At 69.4% G+C, this 16,384-nt stretch carries 13 protein-coding genes; 7 read left to right on the top strand and 6 right to left on the bottom strand.

Annotated features, from left to right (window positions below; translation table 11 throughout):
• Positions 1–64 precede the first annotated feature (64 nt).
• Together lpdA and MME74_RS09835 are read right to left on the bottom strand one after the other, a co-directional pair.
• Positions 65–1,438, bottom strand: coding sequence for a dihydrolipoyl dehydrogenase (gene lpdA / locus MME74_RS09840; protein ID WP_267414777.1), 1,374 nt, complete (start codon positions 1,436–1,438; stop codon positions 65–67).
• A gap of 3 nt (positions 1,439–1,441) precedes the next feature.
• Positions 1,442–2,914, bottom strand: a complete 1,473-nt coding sequence (locus MME74_RS09835) for a leucyl aminopeptidase (protein WP_267414775.1) — start codon at positions 2,912–2,914, stop codon at positions 1,442–1,444.
• Between the two features lie 113 nt (positions 2,915–3,027).
• Between MME74_RS09835 and MME74_RS09830 the strand changes: the two genes are divergently transcribed.
• The 3 genes from MME74_RS09830 (at position 3,028) to MME74_RS09820 (ending at position 6,068) form a co-directional block, all read left to right on the top strand.
• Entirely contained in the window at positions 3,028–3,969 is a 942-nt protein-coding gene (locus MME74_RS09830; protein ID WP_267414773.1) for a proteasome assembly chaperone family protein, read from the top strand.
• A gap of 168 nt (positions 3,970–4,137) precedes the next feature.
• A complete protein-coding gene (locus tag MME74_RS09825) occupies positions 4,138–5,376 on the top strand; it encodes an RNA polymerase sigma factor (protein ID WP_267414770.1) in 1,239 nt (412 codons plus the stop codon).
• A complete protein-coding gene (locus MME74_RS09820; protein WP_267414768.1) occupies positions 5,376–6,068 on the top strand; it encodes a coenzyme F420-0:L-glutamate ligase in 693 nt (230 codons plus the stop codon). Before MME74_RS09825 ends, MME74_RS09820 begins: the two co-directional genes overlap by 1 nt.
• Positions 6,069–6,127: 59 nt before the next feature.
• Here MME74_RS09820 and MME74_RS09815 read toward each other — a convergent pair whose 3' ends face one another.
• Complete coding sequence (locus MME74_RS09815; protein ID WP_267414766.1) at positions 6,128–7,144, bottom strand: sugar-transfer associated ATP-grasp domain-containing protein; 1,017 nt, start codon at positions 7,142–7,144, stop codon at positions 6,128–6,130.
• 80 nt (positions 7,145–7,224) lie between these two features.
• On the opposite strand from MME74_RS09815, the gene MME74_RS09810 reads away from it, so the two are divergent.
• Complete coding sequence (locus MME74_RS09810) at positions 7,225–7,929, top strand: alanine racemase (protein WP_267414764.1); 705 nt, start codon at positions 7,225–7,227, stop codon at positions 7,927–7,929.
• Complete coding sequence (locus tag MME74_RS09805) at positions 7,926–8,981, top strand: alanine racemase (RefSeq protein WP_267414762.1); 1,056 nt, start codon at positions 7,926–7,928, stop codon at positions 8,979–8,981. The genes MME74_RS09810 and MME74_RS09805 overlap by 4 nt, the downstream gene beginning before the upstream one ends.
• 17 nt (positions 8,982–8,998) lie before the next feature.
• Here the strand turns inward: MME74_RS09805 and MME74_RS09800 are convergent, their stop codons facing one another.
• A complete protein-coding gene (locus tag MME74_RS09800) occupies positions 8,999–9,217 on the bottom strand; it encodes a DUF7455 domain-containing protein (RefSeq protein ID WP_021200689.1) in 219 nt (72 codons plus the stop codon).
• 182 nt (positions 9,218–9,399) lie between these two features.
• Here MME74_RS09800 and MME74_RS09795 point away from each other — a divergent pair, with 182 nt between their 5' ends.
• On the top strand, positions 9,400–11,526 hold the full coding sequence (locus tag MME74_RS09795; RefSeq protein ID WP_416383309.1) for a DNA gyrase/topoisomerase IV subunit B: 2,127 nt from the start codon (positions 9,400–9,402) through the stop codon (positions 11,524–11,526).
• 81 nt (positions 11,527–11,607) lie between these two features.
• Here MME74_RS09795 and MME74_RS09790 read toward each other — a convergent pair whose 3' ends face one another.
• Positions 11,608–14,049, bottom strand: a complete 2,442-nt coding sequence (locus tag MME74_RS09790; protein ID WP_267414734.1) for a DNA gyrase/topoisomerase IV subunit A — start codon at positions 14,047–14,049, stop codon at positions 11,608–11,610.
• Positions 14,050–14,093: 44 nt separating this feature from the next.
• On the opposite strand from MME74_RS09790, the gene MME74_RS09785 reads away from it, so the two are divergent.
• Positions 14,094–15,215, top strand: a complete 1,122-nt coding sequence (locus MME74_RS09785; protein WP_267414733.1) for an alkaline phosphatase family protein — start codon at positions 14,094–14,096, stop codon at positions 15,213–15,215.
• Positions 15,216–15,257: 42 nt separating this feature from the next.
• Here the strand turns inward: MME74_RS09785 and sepH are convergent, their stop codons facing one another.
• Complete coding sequence (gene sepH / locus MME74_RS09780) at positions 15,258–16,310, bottom strand: septation protein SepH (RefSeq protein WP_267414731.1); 1,053 nt, start codon at positions 16,308–16,310, stop codon at positions 15,258–15,260.
• Positions 16,311–16,384: the final 74 nt, after the last annotated feature.

Here is a 16,384-nt window from a genome sequence, read left to right as displayed (position 1 = left end):
ACTGAGTCTCCTTCAAGGTTGTATGACGCTTGTCTAGCTTAGTGACTCGGGCACCGGTTGGTGCTCAGAGGGCGTGCAGGGGCTTGCCGGCCAGGGCGAGGAAGGCCTCGCCGAGGGCCTCGCTCTGGGTCGGGTGGGCATGGATCAGGGGGGCGATGTCCTCGGGGTGCGCTTCCCAGGCGACGGCGAGCTGGCCCTCGGTGATGAGCTCTCCGACGCGATCGCCGAGGAGGTGGACACCGACGACGGGGCCGTCCTTGAGGCGGACCACCTTGACGAGTCCGCTCGTCCCGATGATCTCGCTCTTGCCGTTCCCGGCGAGGTTGTACTCGTACGCCACGACCGCGTCCGCGCCGTGCTCGGCGACGGCGGCTTCCTCGGTCACGCCGACCGAGGCGACCTCGGGGCTGGAGTAGGTCACCTTCGGGATCTGCACGTCGGGGATGTTGGCGGGGGAGAGTCCCGCGATCCGCTCCGCGACGGCGATGCCCTGCTGGAAGCCGCGGTGCGCGAGCTGGAGGCCGGGCACGATGTCGCCGACGGCCCACACACCGGGGACGCCGGTGCGCAGGTCCTCGTCGACCGTCACGAAGCCGCGGTCGAGGACGACGCCGGCCTCCTCGAAGCCGAGGTCGGCCGTGACGGGGCCGCGTCCGACCGCCACGAGGAGGTAGTCGGCCGTGAACTCCTTGCCGTCTTCCAGGGTGACGGTGACGGACGTGTCGTCCTGGACCGCGTTCTGGAATCGTGTGCCGAGGGAGTACTGGATGCCGCGACGACGGAACGCCCGCTCCAGGCCCTTGCTGAGGGCGATGTCCTCGTTCGGGACGAGGTGCGGCAGCGCCTCGATGATCGTGACCTCGGAGCCGAAGGAGCGCCAGACGCTGGCGAACTCGACGCCGATCACGCCGCCGCCGAGGATGAGCACCCGCTCCGGGATGACGTCGAGGGCGAGGGCCTGCTCGCTCGTGAGGATGCGCCCGCCGATCTCGAGGCCGGGCAGTGAGCGGCTGTAGGAACCGGTGGCGAGGATGACGTCCGCGCCCACGTACACGTCGTCGCCGACGCTGACGCTGTGGTCGGGGTTGAGCCGGCCGAGTCCGGCGACGGTGGTGATGCCGCGGGCCTTGACGAGCCCCTCGAGACCCTTGAACTTCTTCGCGACGATCCCTTCGCGGTACGCGCGGACGCCGGCGGGATCGATGCCCTCGAGCGTCGCGGTCACGCCGACGGATGCGGCGTCGCGCACGTGCTCGGCGACCTCCGCCGCGTGCAGCAGCGCCTTGGTCGGGATGCAGCCGCGGTGCAGGCAGGTGCCGCCGACCTTGTCCTTCTCGATCAGGGCGACGGACTTGCCGAGCTCACTCGCACGCAGCGCCGCGGCGTAGCCGCCGCTGCCGCCGCCCAGGACGACGATGTCGAAGGTGTGGGTTGTCATGTGTCATGCCTCCTTGTGGGATGCTGCGGCGAAGGCGACGATCGATCGGACCATCGCCCCCGTGGGGCCCTTCTCGGTGAAGCCGTACGGCGATCCGCCGTGCTCGCCGGAACCGGCGATGTCGAGGTGTACCCAGGGGATGCGCGGGGCGTCCTCGGCCTCGGAGGTGCGTCCGACGAAGCGGCGCAGGAAGAGGCCGGCGAACGACGCGCCACCCATCCGGTCGCCCATGTTCGCGTTCTGCAGGTCGGCGATGGGGGACTCGAGCGACTCCTCCATGTACGCCGGCAGGGGCATGTGCCAGGCCGGCTCGGCGACCTGCTCGGTGGCGGTGAGGAACTCGGCGACCGTGTCGTCGTCGCCGAACACGCCCGTGTGCCGGTGCCCCAGGGCGGCGACGATCGCACCCGTGAGCGTGGCGACGTCGATGATCACGTCGGGCTGATCGCGGCTCGCGGCGACCAGTCCGTCGGCGAGCACCAGGCGGCCCTCGGCATCCGTGTTCTGCACCTCGACGGTCGTGCCGTCGAGGATGCGGATCACGTCGCCGGGGCGCAGCGCGCGGCCGGAGGGCATGTTGTCCGTGATGCACAGCCAGGCCGTCACGTGCACCGGGAGCTCCAGCGCGGCGATCGCACGGAGCGCGGCGAGGGAGGTGGCGGCTCCGGCCATGTCGAACTTCATCCCGACCATGGACGCGGCGGGCTTCAGCGAGAGACCGCCGGTGTCGAAGGTGATGCCCTTCCCGACCAGCGCGATGTGACGGGCGGCACCGGCGGGGGCGTAGTCCAGACGCACCAGGCGCGGAGGACGGTCGGACCCCTGACCCACGCCGAGGATGCCGCCGAAGCCCTGCTCGGCGAGAGCCTTCTCGTCGAGGATCTCCACCGTGACGTCGAGGTCCGCGACGCTCTCCGCGGCGCTCTCCGCGAGCTGAGCGGGGCTCTGCCACTCGGCGGGCACGTTCACGAGGTCCTTGATGAGGGCGACGGCGTCGCCGATCACCTGCGCGTGCGTCGCGTCCGCATCGTCGAGAGCAGCGTGGAGGGTGACCGCGGTCGCCCGGGTCTTCCCCTTCTCGGTGCGGTAGCCGTCGAATCGATGACCACCGAGCACGGCGCCCTCGGCAGCGGCGGCGGCGAACGGCTCGAGGCCGTCGGCGAGAGCGAGCGACACGGTGTCGAATCCGGTGAGCGTGCGGAGGGCCACGCCGGCGGCGTTGCGGATCGCGGCGGCATCCGGCTTGTCGCCCGCACCGACCACGGCGAAGGGCAGGGACGTCACCTCCGGTGCGTACACGCGGGTGAAGGACCCTGCCGAGCCGGTGAACCCGATGCCGGCCAGCGCGTCGGCGAGGCCGGGATAGGCGGCCAGCGATTCCGCCGACTCGGTGAGAGTGGAGACGACGAGCACTGCGGCATCTGCAGCGCTTCCGGGGAACTGATCGGTGGTGTGCGAGAGCACGGGAAGCGTCATGCTTCCATCCTAGGATCTTCGCCGCAGCATGGTCGCGCGCCCTCCCTGCGCGTGTTCGCTCTCAGCATGATGCGCCGCGCCCCCTCGTCCGGACCTGCTCGTAGCATGGAGACATGCCCTTCTCCGGTGAGATCCACGAACGCGTCGCGAATGCGCCCGAGGTGCCGCACGGCCTTCCGCTGGTGCTGCTGCTCACCGGTTTCACGGATGCGGGGAGCGCGGTCTCCGGACTGATCGACCACCTCCGGGAGACCGCTTCTCCGGAGCCGATCGTCGTCTTCGACAACGACGTGCTCCTCGACTACCGCGCGCGCCGTCCGGTGATCTCGTTCGATCAGGACCACCTCACCGAGTTCCGGCCGCCGCGTCTCGAGCTCTCGCTCGCGACGGACGCCCTGGGGCGCCCCTTCCTGCTGCTGGCCGGCTACGAGCCGGACTTCGCCTGGAACGTCTTCGCGAGCACGGTCCTCGCCCTCGCCAGCGAGTTCGAGGTGTCGGGTCTGCACTGGGTGCACTCGATCGCCATGCCCGTTCCCCACACGCGCCCGATCGGCACCACGGTCAGCGGCAACCGCCGGGAGCTCACCGTGGCGCATTCGGTGTGGCGGCCGCGCACGCAGGTGCCGGCGACCGCGGGCCACCTCCTCGAGTTCCGCTTCGTCGAGCGCGGCGACCGCGCCGTGGGCTTCGTGCTGCTCGTTCCCCACTACCTCGCCGAGACCGAGAACCCGGACGCGGTCATCGCCGCGGCTGAACGACTGATGGCGTCCACGGGCCTCGTGCTGATGCTCGACGCCGTGCAGGAGCGCCGCGAGGACTACCTCTCCCGCGTCGACGAGCAGGTCGCCGGCAACGACGAGCTCCAGCAGATGGTGCACAACCTCGAGCGCCGCTACGACGCCTACATGGCAGGGCGCAACCCCGACGACGGGACCTACGACGAGGGCGGATTCAGCGAGCGCGACCTGCCCAGCGCCGACGAGCTGGCGGCCGAACTCGAGCGCTACCTCGCCTCCCGGCCCTCGGGTGATGAGGACAAGCCGGGTCGCGGCTGACGCCGATCGGAGCGAACTTCGTCGGAATGCGTCCGCATCGCCACACGTGTGCGATACTAGGACTCTGACCCGTTGTCAATCAGTGTTTTCGAGCACTGGACTTGACAAGGGTCTTACTAGTGTCCGAAATGTCCCGGGGCTACACAGCAGCTCCGTGAAAGGCGAAACGTGACTCCTGCCACGACGAAGAACACCCGGACGAAGAAGGCTGCCGAAGAGACGACCGCCGACGCTCCGGTCGAGGCCGATGCGCCCGAGAAGCCCGCGCCCCTGAGCGCGGCGAAGCGTGCTGCCGCGAAGCGCGCCCCTGTCAAGAAGAAGAAGTCCGAGGACGTCGTCGAAGAAGACGAGGCTCCCGTCGTGGCTGCTGCCGAGGACGAGGAGGACGAGGACGCGAAGCCGAAGTTCACCGAGCCCCTCCCGACCGGCGCGATCGTCATCTCGTCGAACGACGACGAAGACGTCCCGGTCTACTCGACGCAGATCACCGGCGCGACGGCCGACCCCGTCAAGGACTACCTGAAGCAGATCGGAAAGGTCGCGCTGCTGAACGCGGCCGAAGAGGTCGAGCTCGCCATGCGGATCGAGGCGGGTCTCTTCGCCGAGGAGAAGCTGTCGGCGATGACCGCTGCCGAGAAGACCAGTCAGCTCGGTCTCGACCTGCAGTGGGTCGCCCGTGACGGTCAGCGTGCGAAGAGCCACCTGCTCGGCGCGAACCTCCGTCTCGTCGTCTCGCTCGCCAAGCGCTACACGGGCCGTGGCATGCAGTTCCTGGACCTGATCCAGGAGGGCAACCTCGGTCTCATCCGCGCGGTGGAGAAGTTCGACTACACCAAGGGCTTCAAGTTCTCGACGTACGCCACCTGGTGGATCCGTCAGGCGATCACCCGCGCGATGGCCGACCAGGCCCGCACGATCCGCATCCCGGTGCACATGGTCGAGGTCATCAACAAGCTCGCCCGCGTGCAGCGGCAGATGCTGCAGGACCTCGGTCGCGAGCCCACTCCGGAAGAGCTCAGCCGCGAGCTGGACATGACGCCGGAGAAGGTCGTCGAGGTGCAGAAGTACGGCCGCGAGCCGATCTCCCTGCACACGCCGCTCGGTGAAGACGGAGACAGCGAGTTCGGTGACCTCATCGAGGACACCGAGGCCGTGGTCCCCGCCGACGCCGTGGGCTTCACCATGCTGCAGCGTCAGCTGGAGCAGCTGCTGGACTCGCTGTCCGAGCGCGAGGCGGGCGTGATCCGCATGCGCTTCGGACTGGGCGACGGTCAGCCGAAGACGCTCGACCAGATCGGCGACACGTTCGGTGTGACGCGTGAGCGCATCCGCCAGATCGAGTCCAAGACCATGGCGAAGCTCCGGCACCCGAGCCGTTCGCAGTCGCTGCGGGACTACCTCGAGTGATGCAGGCGAACGACGGCAAGGCGCTCGAGGCGAGCGTCGATGGAAAGAGCTATGCGCGCATCCCGCTGCGCACCCGTGTGGTCATGCCGGACGACGATCTCGACGCGATCATCACCGAGTACGCGAAGGATGCCGTGCAGCCGGGCGACCTGCTGTTCGTGACCGAGAAGATCGTGGCGATCACGCAGGGGCGGTCGTACCGTCTCGACGAGATCAAGCCGCGCAAGCTCGCGCTGTTCCTCTCGAAGTACGTCACGCGCACGCCCTACGGCATCGGACTCGGCATGCCCGAGACGATGGAGATGGCGCTGCGGGAGTGCGGCACGCCGCGCATCCTGTTCGCCTCGGCCGTGGCCGCCGTCACCAAGGCGTTCGGTCGCCGTGGTGACTTCTACCGCATCGCGGGCGACAAGGCGCGGGCGATCGACGGTCCTACGAAGCACACCATCCCTCCCTACAACGAGGCGGTCGTGCTCGGACCGAAGGACCCCGACGGCGTCGCGGCACGTCTGAAGAAGCTCATCGGCGGTCAGGCCGAGGTCGCCGTGGTCGACATCAACGACCTGGGCGGCAACATCCTCGGATCGACGCTCGACAAGGACGGCGAGCGTCGTCTGGTCAAGATCCTCGGGGACAACCCGCTCGGCCAGGGCCTCGAGTCCACGCCGCTCGGCATCGTCCGCGCGAGCTGACCCGCGCGAACCCACGAAGAAGGCCCCGGATGCTCGGCATCCGGGGCCTTCTCGCTGTCTCAGAAGCCGATGACCTTGCGGTAGCGCGGCTTGTGACCGGTGCGGATGCCGGTGACGCTGGGCTTGTTCTCGTACACGCCGGCGCCCCAGTTGCCCTCGACGAGGACCGGGCCGTCGGGGGAGACGACGATGTCCCAGCCGACGTACTGCACCTGTGGCACGACCCGGGCGACGTCGTCGATGAACGCGCGGACCTCGTCCATGTAGGGGAGCTGGAAGTCCGCGATCCGGAAGCCGGAGTCGGGGTGCGTCTCGTGCACGTGGCCGTGCGAGTCGTATCCGGCGCCCACGGCGTGGCCGTTCTCGTCGAGCATCGTGTAGAAGCCGCCGAACGTCATCTGGTCGCTCACGGCGCCGCGACCGAACTTCTGGGCCATCGCCAGGATGTGCGCCTTCTCACCGTCGAAGAACGCGGTGATGCGGGTCGTGTTCACGGTGCCGGGGCACACCGCCGCGAGGGCGTCGTGCTGACGGATGACCTCTTCGATGAGCAGCTCTCCGCGCGTCAGCAGACCGCGGTGGAACTCTTCCCAGTCCTCGATGTCGGCGGCGTGGTAGCGGTGCACACCGGTGCCGGCCTGCCCCACCGGCTCCTTCGTGACGATCGTGCCGAGGCGCTGGGTGAGCTCGCGCACGGCATCCGCGTTGCCCTCCTCGACGACCATCCACTCGCGCTTCAGGAAGGGGGCGAACTGCTTGTCGAACTCGACCTTGTCCTGGAAGATCCAGCGATAGTCGGGGTGGTCGTACCGCTGCGAGAGCTGGTTCGACACCGGGTGGGTCATGTACGTGTCGCGCTCCGCCTTCGTGAGCATGGCGAAGTCGTAGTCGATGTAGTCCTGGAAGCCGACGTTGTGCCGGGCGGCGGACCACAGCATGTCGACGACGATGGCGGGAACGGCCTTGTGGTGCTGTTCCGACGCCTCCTTGGCGCGTTCCACCACCGATCCGACATCGATGCGGCGGGCACGTCCCAGCAGATAGCGGATGCGGGGCGCGAGGGAAAGACGAGACATGTGGCTCCAGGGTCGGGGTCACCACCAGTCTACGGGGGCATCGCAGGTCGACCTGGGAGCCGGAAGCTAGGCTGGAGCACGTGTGCGAGACGACTTCCAGCTCCCTGCCGCGCGCGGTGATCTCCCGCTCGGCCCTGGCTGCAGCGGCCTCTGCGGCGGTTCTCGAGGGCGGTCGCGTGGCCGATCTCCGACGCGATGCCTGGGGCCACGGTCTCCTCGCTGTCGCTCAGGCCGTGACCACGGCGGGAGCGGAGCGCGTGCTCGTCGACGCGCCGGGCGAGGTCGAAGCCCTCCACCTCGAGGGCATCGTCGGCACCACGACGGGTGAGCCCGACATCGATTCGTCACTCCTCTACGGCCTGCCGGACACCGCGGGTGCGCTCGCGACGCGTCCGGTCATGCGGCTGACCGGACGAGTGCTCTCCACCAAGCGCCTGCGCCCCGGAGACGCCGTCTCCTACGGCTACACGTTCCGCGCGACGGAAGACACGACGGTCGCCCTGGTGACGGGCGGCTACGCGCAGGGGATCGTGCGGGCTCTCGGGAACAACGCCCACGTCGAGATCGACGGAATCGCCCGCCCCATCGTCGGGAGGGTCGCGATGGACGTCTGCGTCGTCGACCTCGAAGGCGGAGACGCGGAGGTGGGGACCGAGGTCACCTACTTCGGCGGGGAGGGCCCTGCAGCGGCGGGCATCGCGCGCTGGGCCGACATCACCGGGATGGAATCCGCGGAGCTGGTCACCGTGGCCGGAGCGCACGCCGTCCGGGGGTGGGAAGCATGACGCGCCCCGAGCTCCGTCTGAGCAGCAGCGTCTTCCGCGCGAACATCGCCGCCGTGCAGGCGCGCGTGTCCCCGTCGACGCTCATGCTCGTGCTCAAGGACGACGCCTACGGACACGGGCTCGCGTGGGCGGTCGAGAACGCCGTACAGGCAGGGGTCGACTCGTTCGGCAGCTATGACATCCGCAGCGGCCTCTCCGTGCGCCGGATCGTCGGCGGAGACGCCAGGATCTTCGCCTGGGCGACGTCGACGGACGCCGAGATCGATGAGGCCCTGATGCAGAGCATCGACCTCGGGGTCGGCACGGTCGAGTATCTGCGGCGGATCATCGCGCGTGCGGAGGCCCTGGGGTCGCGAGCCCGGGTGCATCTGAAGATCGACACCGGGCTGCACCGCAACGGCGTGCTGCCGGAAGACTGGGAGTCCGCCGTCGCCGAGGCTCGACGTGCGGAGGGCGCCGGTCTCCTGGAGCTCGTCGGCGTGTGGAGCCATATCGCCGAGGCGAGCGACGCCGACGACGACGACGCGCAGAAGGTCTTCCTGGACGCCGTCCGCGTCGCGGGGGAGTCCGGTCCGACGCCGACGGCCCTCCACCTCACCGCATCGGCGGCGTCCTGGTGGCGGCCGGAGCTGCGGGGGACCGTGTCGCGCATCGGCGCGTTCTGCTACGGCGTCCGCTCCGCAGATGGTCCCGAGCTCGAGGGGATACGCCCGGCGGCGACGCTCGTGGCCCCGGTCATCGAGACGACGGACGGCGAGACGACGGACGGCGAGGTTCGGATCGGGATCGGCAGCTTCGACGGTCTGCCCTCGACGGTGCGTGGCGCGAGCGTCGGGACCCCCGACGGAGCCAGGGCGCTACGCGAGGTGGGTCACACCTCGTCGGTGGTCGACGGCTGGCCCGGCGCCCGCGTCGGTGACGAGGTCGTGCTCTTCGGAGCGGGGGACGACGGAGAAGACTCCGCCACCGCCCTCGCCGAGAGGATCGACACCGTGGGTGAGGAGATCCTCACGAGGCTCACCGCACGGGTGCGCCGGGTCGTCGTGGACTGACCCGTCTCAGCAGACGATCAGACCGTCTCGACGAGACGGGCGGTCTCGTCGTGCCAGCTGGTGGCGATGCTGCGGAGCTTCTCTTCGTACTTGCGGCCGTGGTGGGCGCAGAACAGAAGCTCGGAGCCGTTCACCTCGGCAGCGATGTACGCCTGAGCGCCACAGGAATCGCAGCGATCCATGGCCGTCAGACGGAACTCGACGGTGGAGGTGTCACGTTCGGTCGTTGCGTTCATCTCGGTGCCTCCTCGGGTGTCGGCTTCGCTTGGGGGATTTGGTCAATACAACCACGCCCCACCTGTACGCATGCCCGGTTTGCGGCGTGTTTCGCTCAGCGCGTACGCGGTGAGCCTCCCGTGGCCATCCGTGGGGAGTGTCTGCGGCTGGAGAGCGTCTGTCGAGAATAGACTCGGAGATTGTGAATGCCGAGTATTCCGCCCATCATCTCCAGGTGCTTGAGGGGCTCGAAGCTGTCCGCAAGCGCCCGGGCATGTACATCGGGTCGAACGGTTCGCCGGGCCTCATGCACTGCCTCTGGGAGATCATCGACAACTCCGTCGACGAGGCCGTCGCCGGCAACGGCACGAAGATCGACGTCATCCTGCACGCCGACGGCAGCGTCGAGGTGCACGACCTCGGTCGCGGCATCCCCGTCGACGTCGAGCCGCGCACCGGCCTGACCGGCGTCGAGGTGGTCTACACCAAGCTGCACGCCGGTGGAAAGTTCGGCGGCGGCTCCTACGCGGCATCCGGCGGTCTGCACGGCGTCGGCGCCTCCGTCGTGAACGCGTTGTCGGAGCGTCTCGACGTCGAGGTCGATCGCGGCGGCAAGACCTACGCCATGTCGTTCCACCGCGGCGAGCCCGGCATCTTCACGGACTCGGGGGAGAAGCGCCCGGACGCGCCGTTCACGCCGTTCGAGGAGAACAGCGAGCTGCGCGTCATCGGCAAGGCGCCGCGTGGCGTCACCGGAACCCGCGTGCGCTACTGGGCCGACCGGCAGATCTTCACCAAAGACGCCGCGTTCCAGCTCTCGGAGCTCGAGACGCGTGCGCGCCAGACCGCCTTCCTCGTCCCCGGACTCGAGATCGTCGTCAAGGATGCGCGGGCGGCGGGACAGGTCGTCCCGGTCCCGGACTCCGATGGCGAGACGACCGTCGTCGGGACCGACGAGACCTCGTACCTGTACGAGGGCGGCATCTCCGAGTTCGTGGACTACCTCGCGATCGATCCTCCCGTCACGGACACGTGGCGGATCCAGGGCGAGGGAACCTTCAAGGAGACCGTGCCGGTGCTGCAGGCCGACGGGCACATGATCGCCACGGAGGTCGAGCGCGTGTGCGCCGTCGACATCGCCCTGCGCTGGGGGACCGGCTACGACACCCGCGTCCGCTCGTTCGTGAACATCATCGCGACGCCCAAGGGCGGGACGCATCAGCAGGGCTTCGAGCAGGAGCTCCTGAAGGTGCTGCGGACCCAGGTCGAGCAGAACGCGCGTCGTCTGAAGGTCGGCAACGACAAGCTCGAGAAGGACGACGTCCTGGCCGGGCTGACGGCGGTGCTGACCGTCAACGTGCCCGAACCGCAGTTCGAAGGCCAGACCAAGGAGGTGCTGGGCACTCCGGCTGTTCGTCAGATCGTGGCGCAGGTGATCCGCAAGGACCTGGCGCAGCGGTTCAGCTCGACCAAGCGCGACGACAAGAACCAGGCCACGCAGCTGCTGGACAAGATCGTCTCCGAGATGAAGGCACGCGTCTCGGCGCGTGCGCACAAGGAGACCCAGCGTCGCAAGAACGCCCTGGAGTCCTCGACGCTGCCGACCAAGCTCGTCGACTGCCGCACGAACGAGGTCGAGCGCAGCGAGCTCTTCATCGTGGAGGGCGACTCGGCTCTCGGCACCGCCAAGAACGCGCGTAACAGCGAGTTCCAGGCGCTGCTCCCGATCCGAGGGAAGATCCTCAACGTGCAGAAGGCCTCGGTCGGCGACATGCTGTCGAACGCCGAGTGCGCGTCGATCATCCAGGTGATCGGCGCCGGCTCCGGGCGCACCTTCGACATCGATGCGGCGCGCTACGGCAAGGTGATCCTGATGAGCGACGCCGACGTCGACGGCGCACACATCCGCACGCTGCTGCTGACGCTCTTCTTCCGCTACATGCGACCGCTGATCGAGCACGGCCGTGTGTTCGCCGCGGTCCCGCCGCTGCACCGCGTGATCGTGATGAACCCCGGGTCCAAGCCGAACGAGACGATCTACACCTACAGCGAGCAGGAGATGCACGCGCTGCTGACGAAGCTCCGCAAGGCGGGCAAGCGCTGGCACGAGCCGATCCAGCGCTACAAGGGTCTCGGTGAGATGGACGCGGAGCAGCTGGCGAACACGACCATGGACCGCTCCGGGCGACTCCTGCGCCGCGTGCGCATGGAGGATGCCGAGGCCGCCGGCCGCGTGTTCGAGCTGCTCATGGGCAACGAGGTCGCCCCGCGCCGCGAGTTCATCATCGACTCCTCCGACCGGCTCTCCCGCGAATCCATCGACGCGTGAGTCCGAGGAGATGAAGAGAGCCGGCCCGGTCGATAGCGGGCCGGCTCTCTTCGTTCGAGCGGTCGTCGTTCCGCTCCGCGATCAGACGATCGTGCGGCCGATGGATCCGATGACGCCCTCGACGGGCTGACCGGAGGCGTCGCGGCGCGCGCCGACCTCGGGGAGCTTGCGCACCGCGCCGGTCGGGTCCACGGCCTGCGGCGGGTTCGGACCGACCCAGGCGACCGTGAGACGGTCCTCGCCCTTCAGGAAGGCGTGTGCGCGCACACCGCCGGTGGCGCGGCCCTTCGCCGGGTACTCCGTGAACGACGTCACCTTGGCGCGTCCCGGCTCGGTTCCGGGGAGGGCGCTGTCGGCACCGGAGACCGTGGCCACGACGGCCTCGACCGCCGGGTCCACGACGCCGAAGAACAGGACCGACGCGCCGGAGCCGAGCTTGATGCCGGCCATGCCGCCCGCGGGGGCGCCCTGGGGGCGGACCGACGAGGCGGCGAAGTGCAGCAGCTGCGCATCCGTCGTGACGAACACGAGCTCGGCGTCGTCCGGAGCCTCGGCCGCACCGACGACGGTGTCGCCGGGCTTCATGCCGATGACCTCGAGGTCAGGACGCACGGGGAGGGTGGACGGGACGATGCGCTTGACCGTGCCCTGGGCCGTGCCGAGTGCGATCGGCGTCTCGCTGTCGAACCGCACGAAGCCGAGGATCCGCTCACCCTTGGCGGTGATGCCGAGGTAGTCGCGCAGCGGAGTCCCCGCGGCCAGCTGCACCGAGGTGGAGGGCACGGACGGGAGATCGACGGGCGAGAAGCGCACGACACGGCCGAGGTTCGTCAGCGCACCGAGCTCGGCGCGGACCGTGGTCTCGACCGTCGTGAGGATGGCGTCGTGCTTGCTGCGGCGAGCCGGGACGGTCAGCTCCTGGCCCTCGCCGAGGTCGACGCGCACGGCGCGGCCGGTGGTCGAGAGCACGAGGACGGTCGGCGCGTCGGCGATCTGCAGGTCGACCGCTCCCTTGGTCGCTCGTGGCTTCGGGGGAGCGGCGTTCATGAGCAGCGTGCGCCGCGGGGTGCCGTAGGCATCGGCCGCGGCATCCAGCTCGCGGGCGACCGCGGCGCGGAGCAGCACGGGGCTCCCGAGCAGTTCGCGGAGCGCGGCGATCTCCGCCAGCAGCGCGTCGCGCTCGCTCTCCAGCTCGATGCGGGAGAACTTGGTCAGGCGACGAAGCCGCAGCTCGAGGATGTACTCCGCCTGCAGCTCGCTCAGGTCGAAGACGGAGCGCAGACGCGTGCGGGCCTGCTCCGAGTCGTCGGACGAGCGGATGACCTGGATGACCTCGTCGATGTCGAGGATCGCGATGAGCAGCCCCTCGACGAGGTGCAGACGCTCTTCCCGACGGACGAGACGGTAGCGGCTGCGGCGCGTGATCACCTCGAGGCGGTGACCCACGTAGACGCTCAGCATCTCCTTGAGCCCGAGGGTGCGCGGCTGGCCGTCGACCAGGGCCACGTTGTTGATGCTGAAGGAGTCCTCCAGCGGCGTGAGGCGGTACAGCTGCTCGAGCACGGCGTTCGGGTCGAATCCGGTCTTCACGCCGATCGCGACGCGCAGACCGTGATTGCGGTCGGTGAGGTCGGTGACGTCGCTGATGCCCTGCAGCTTCTTGGCCTGCACCGCGTCACGGATCTTCTCGATCAGACGCTCGGGGCCCACCATGTACGGCAGCTCCGAGACGATGATTCCGGTGCGGCGAGGACCGAGCGGCTCGATCGACGTCTTGCCGCGGACCTTGAGGGCGCCGCGTCCGTTCGTGTACGCGTCCTTGACGCCGTCCAGACCCATCAGGATGCCGCCCGAGGGGAAGTCGGGACCGGGCACGAACTCCATCAGGTCCTCGGTCGTGGCGTCCGGGTTCTCGAGCAGGTGCGTCGCCGCCGCCACGACCTCGATGAGGTTGTGCGGTGCCATGTTGGTCGCCATGCCGACCGCGATGCCGCTGGCGCCGTTGACCAGGAGGTTCGGGAAGGCGGCGGGCAGGACGGCGGGCTGCTGGAACTGACCGTCGTAGTTCGGGATGAAGTCGACGACGTCCTCGTCGAGGTTCTCGGTGAGGGCCAGGGCGGCCGCCGCGAGCCGCGCCTCGGTGTAACGCGCTGCAGCGGGGCCGTCATCGAGGGAGCCGAAGTTGCCGTGACCGTCGACCAGGGGCACACGCAGCGCCCACTCCTGCGCGAGGCGCACGAGTGCGTCGTATATCGCGGAGTCTCCGTGCGGGTGGAGCTTTCCCATCACCTCGCCGACGACGCGCGCGCTCTTGACATGACCGCGATCGGGCCGCAGGCCCATCTCCGCCATCTGGTAGAGGATGCGGCGCTGCACGGGCTTCAGTCCGTCGCGCGCATCGGGCAGCGCGCGGGAGTAGATCACCGAATAGGCGTACTCCAGGAACGAGCCCTGCATCTCCGTCGAGAGATCGATGTCCTGGATGCGCTCCTCGACAGGCTCGGGCGGCGGGGTTTTCGGCATGGACTTCCTGAGGGCGTACGGGAGCCTGTGTCAGACTGGCTCGGATGTCCCTCATGCTACCGTCCGCACCCGCGAGCGCCCGGAGCGTCGTCGGGGTGGCGGACGACCTGTTCGCCGCGCTCCGCGGCCAGTCCGAGGTGCTGCCGCGTGCGGAATCGGTCGTGCTGGTCGTGATCGACGGGCTCGGGGCGATCAGTCTCCGCGGACACGCCGGGCACGCGCGCTCCCTGACGGCCGGGATGACGAAGAAGGATGTCGCGACGTCCGTCTTCCCGTCGACCACCGCAGCGGCGCTGACCAGCATCCTCACGGGGGTCTGGCCCGGTGAGCACGGCCTCGTCGGCTACCGGGTGCTCGACGCGAGCCGCGACGTGCTCGTCAACCAGCTGAGCGGATGGGAGACGGACGGCCTGGATCCGCTCACCTGGCAGCCCGCAGCCACCATCTTCGAGCGTCTCGACGCGAAGGGTCACGAGAGCTTCGCCGTCGGTCTGGCGGCGTACGCGCACAGCGGCTTCACGAAGGCGACGCTGCGTGGAGCCCGGTTCTCTTCCGCGGCGACGGCGACGGAGCGCGTCCAGCTCGCGTATGAGCTCGCGCACACCCATCCGGGTTCGCTCGTCTACTGCTATCTTCCCGAGGTCGACAAGGCCGGGCACAAGCACGGGGTGGCCTCGGGTGAGTGGGTGGCCGCGTTGGAAGAGGTCGATGCCGCACTCGCCGCACGCGTCCCACCCGGTGTGGGCGTGCTCGTCACCTCGGACCACGGCATGGTCGATGTCCCCGTCAACCGTCAGGTGATCCTCGAGGAGGAGCACCTCGCGGATGTCCGCCACGTGGGCGGTGAGCCTCGCATGCTCCACGTGCATCTCGACCCCGAGGCGGACGGTGCCGCGGCGCTGGCCCGCTGGCGCGCGGACCTGGAAGGCGTGGCGGATGTGGTCACGCGCGCGGAAGCGATCGAGCACGGCCTGTTCGGGCCGACCGTCACGGCGGCGGCCGCATCACGGATCGGCGATGTGATGGCGATCGCCCGCGGTGCCTGGGCGATCTACGACGGGACGGCGGCCGACCAGCGCGGACGGGGCATGGTGGGCCAGCACGGTGCGCTCACCGCCGAGGAGCGGCAGGTGCCGGTGATCCGGCTCGGAGCCTTCGCGCGCTGAAGCCTGCGCCCGTGCCGGGACCCGGTGTGGGCGAGCAGACCGTCACTCGTCGGTGCGGGCTCCGAACACGATCTCGTCCCACGACGGCATGGCGTTCCGACGCCGCCGCCGACCACTCGTGTCGGCGGAGTCCGAGGGTGCCGCTGCGGGAGCGGGGGCCTGCGGAGGCTCCGGCTCGTCGTCGGACTGCTCGAACACCTCGAAGAGAGAGATCGGACTCGGTTCGGGGCGCTCGGAGTCCTCGTCCTCGTCCAGCAGGGGTGCCGTCTCGCGCTGTCCTCGGCGGCGGCGGAGAGCCTCCAGCAGGTCGGCGGTCTCCGGGTTCGTGGTCTGCGAAGAGGGCGCACGCTTGATCGCGGCGTCCTGCGCGGCGACGTCGGAGCGCTCCGGCAGCGACGGGTCCTCGAACTCGCCGTCCGGCGCGGGGAGCAGACGCGGCCCGAAGGCTCCGGAGTCGAATCGGCTCTCGTCCTTGTACGGCGATGTGAGGCGGTCGGCCTCGACGGCGCGCAGGCGCGGGATCAGCCCCTCCGGGAGGGAGCCCTGGCGGGAGAGCTGGGTGGCGTCCGCGTTCAGGGGCGAGAGCGCGCTGCGGCGCGGGTCGAAGCTCCAGCGGGCGTCGTGCTCGACGTCGTTGGCGGTGAACTCGAGCTTGACGGTCCAGCCGGAGTCCTCCTTCCAACTCGCCCAGCGCTCCGACGTGGCCTCGATCTCGGCGAGTTTGGCGCGGACGGCGACCCCGAACGTCGGCTGCGCGTCGGGTTCGACCTCGCTCCCGATGAGCACGGGCACGGCGAGCGCCTGCCCGATGATGTGCTCGCGCTCGGCGAGGACCGGTCCCTCGAATCGCGCCACGTCCTCGACGCTGATCCCGAGCAGCTCGGCGACCTCGGGGGCCGTGAGCCCTGCGCGGATCTGCGCCTGGATGTCGCGCGGGCTGGCCGCGAGCTTCTGCGCGGTCGGCTCGGCCTGGCGGGTGGCGCGACGGATCTCGCGCTGCAGCATGTCGTCGATGGGCAGCGCGAACCGCTCGCCCGACTCGGTCGCGAGTACGAGGACTCCTGCTTCTGTGCCGACGATGGTGACGTTTTCCATGCGAATGCCCCTCTGATGGGTGTGCGTTCATGGTGTCACGCGAGGGGCGCTCGGACCGGGAATACCCTGGGCGT

This window comes from Microbacterium oxydans (assembly GCF_026559675.1).
Lineage (GTDB): Bacteria > Actinomycetota > Actinomycetes > Actinomycetales > Microbacteriaceae > Microbacterium > Microbacterium oxydans_D.
Note: the sequence above shows the minus strand (reverse complement) of the source record. Positions and strands in the feature narration are given on the sequence as shown.

Bases quoted from the DNA above. Each gene is read 5' to 3' on its own strand.
- MME74_RS09835 (WP_267414775.1), bottom strand. From the start codon at position 2,914: ATGACGCTTCCCGTGCTCTCGCACACCACCGATCAGTTCCCCGGAAGC.
- MME74_RS09830 (WP_267414773.1), top strand. From the start codon at position 3,028: ATGCCCTTCTCCGGTGAGATCCACGAACGCGTCGCGAATGCGCCCGAG.
- MME74_RS09805 (WP_267414762.1), top strand. From the start codon at position 7,926: ATGACGCGCCCCGAGCTCCGTCTGAGCAGCAGCGTCTTCCGCGCGAAC.
- MME74_RS09800 (WP_021200689.1), bottom strand. From the start codon at position 9,217: ATGAACGCAACGACCGAACGTGACACCTCCACCGTCGAGTTCCGTCTG.
- MME74_RS09820 (WP_267414768.1), top strand. From the start codon at position 5,376: ATGCAGGCGAACGACGGCAAGGCGCTCGAGGCGAGCGTCGATGGAAAG.
- MME74_RS09785 (WP_267414733.1), top strand. From the start codon at position 14,094: ATGTCCCTCATGCTACCGTCCGCACCCGCGAGCGCCCGGAGCGTCGTC.
- MME74_RS09815 (WP_267414766.1), bottom strand. From the start codon at position 7,144: ATGTCTCGTCTTTCCCTCGCGCCCCGCATCCGCTATCTGCTGGGACGT.
- MME74_RS09790 (WP_267414734.1), bottom strand. From the start codon at position 14,049: ATGCCGAAAACCCCGCCGCCCGAGCCTGTCGAGGAGCGCATCCAGGAC.
- lpdA (WP_267414777.1), bottom strand. From the start codon at position 1,438: ATGACAACCCACACCTTCGACATCGTCGTCCTGGGCGGCGGCAGCGGC.
- sepH (WP_267414731.1), bottom strand. From the start codon at position 16,310: ATGGAAAACGTCACCATCGTCGGCACAGAAGCAGGAGTCCTCGTACTC.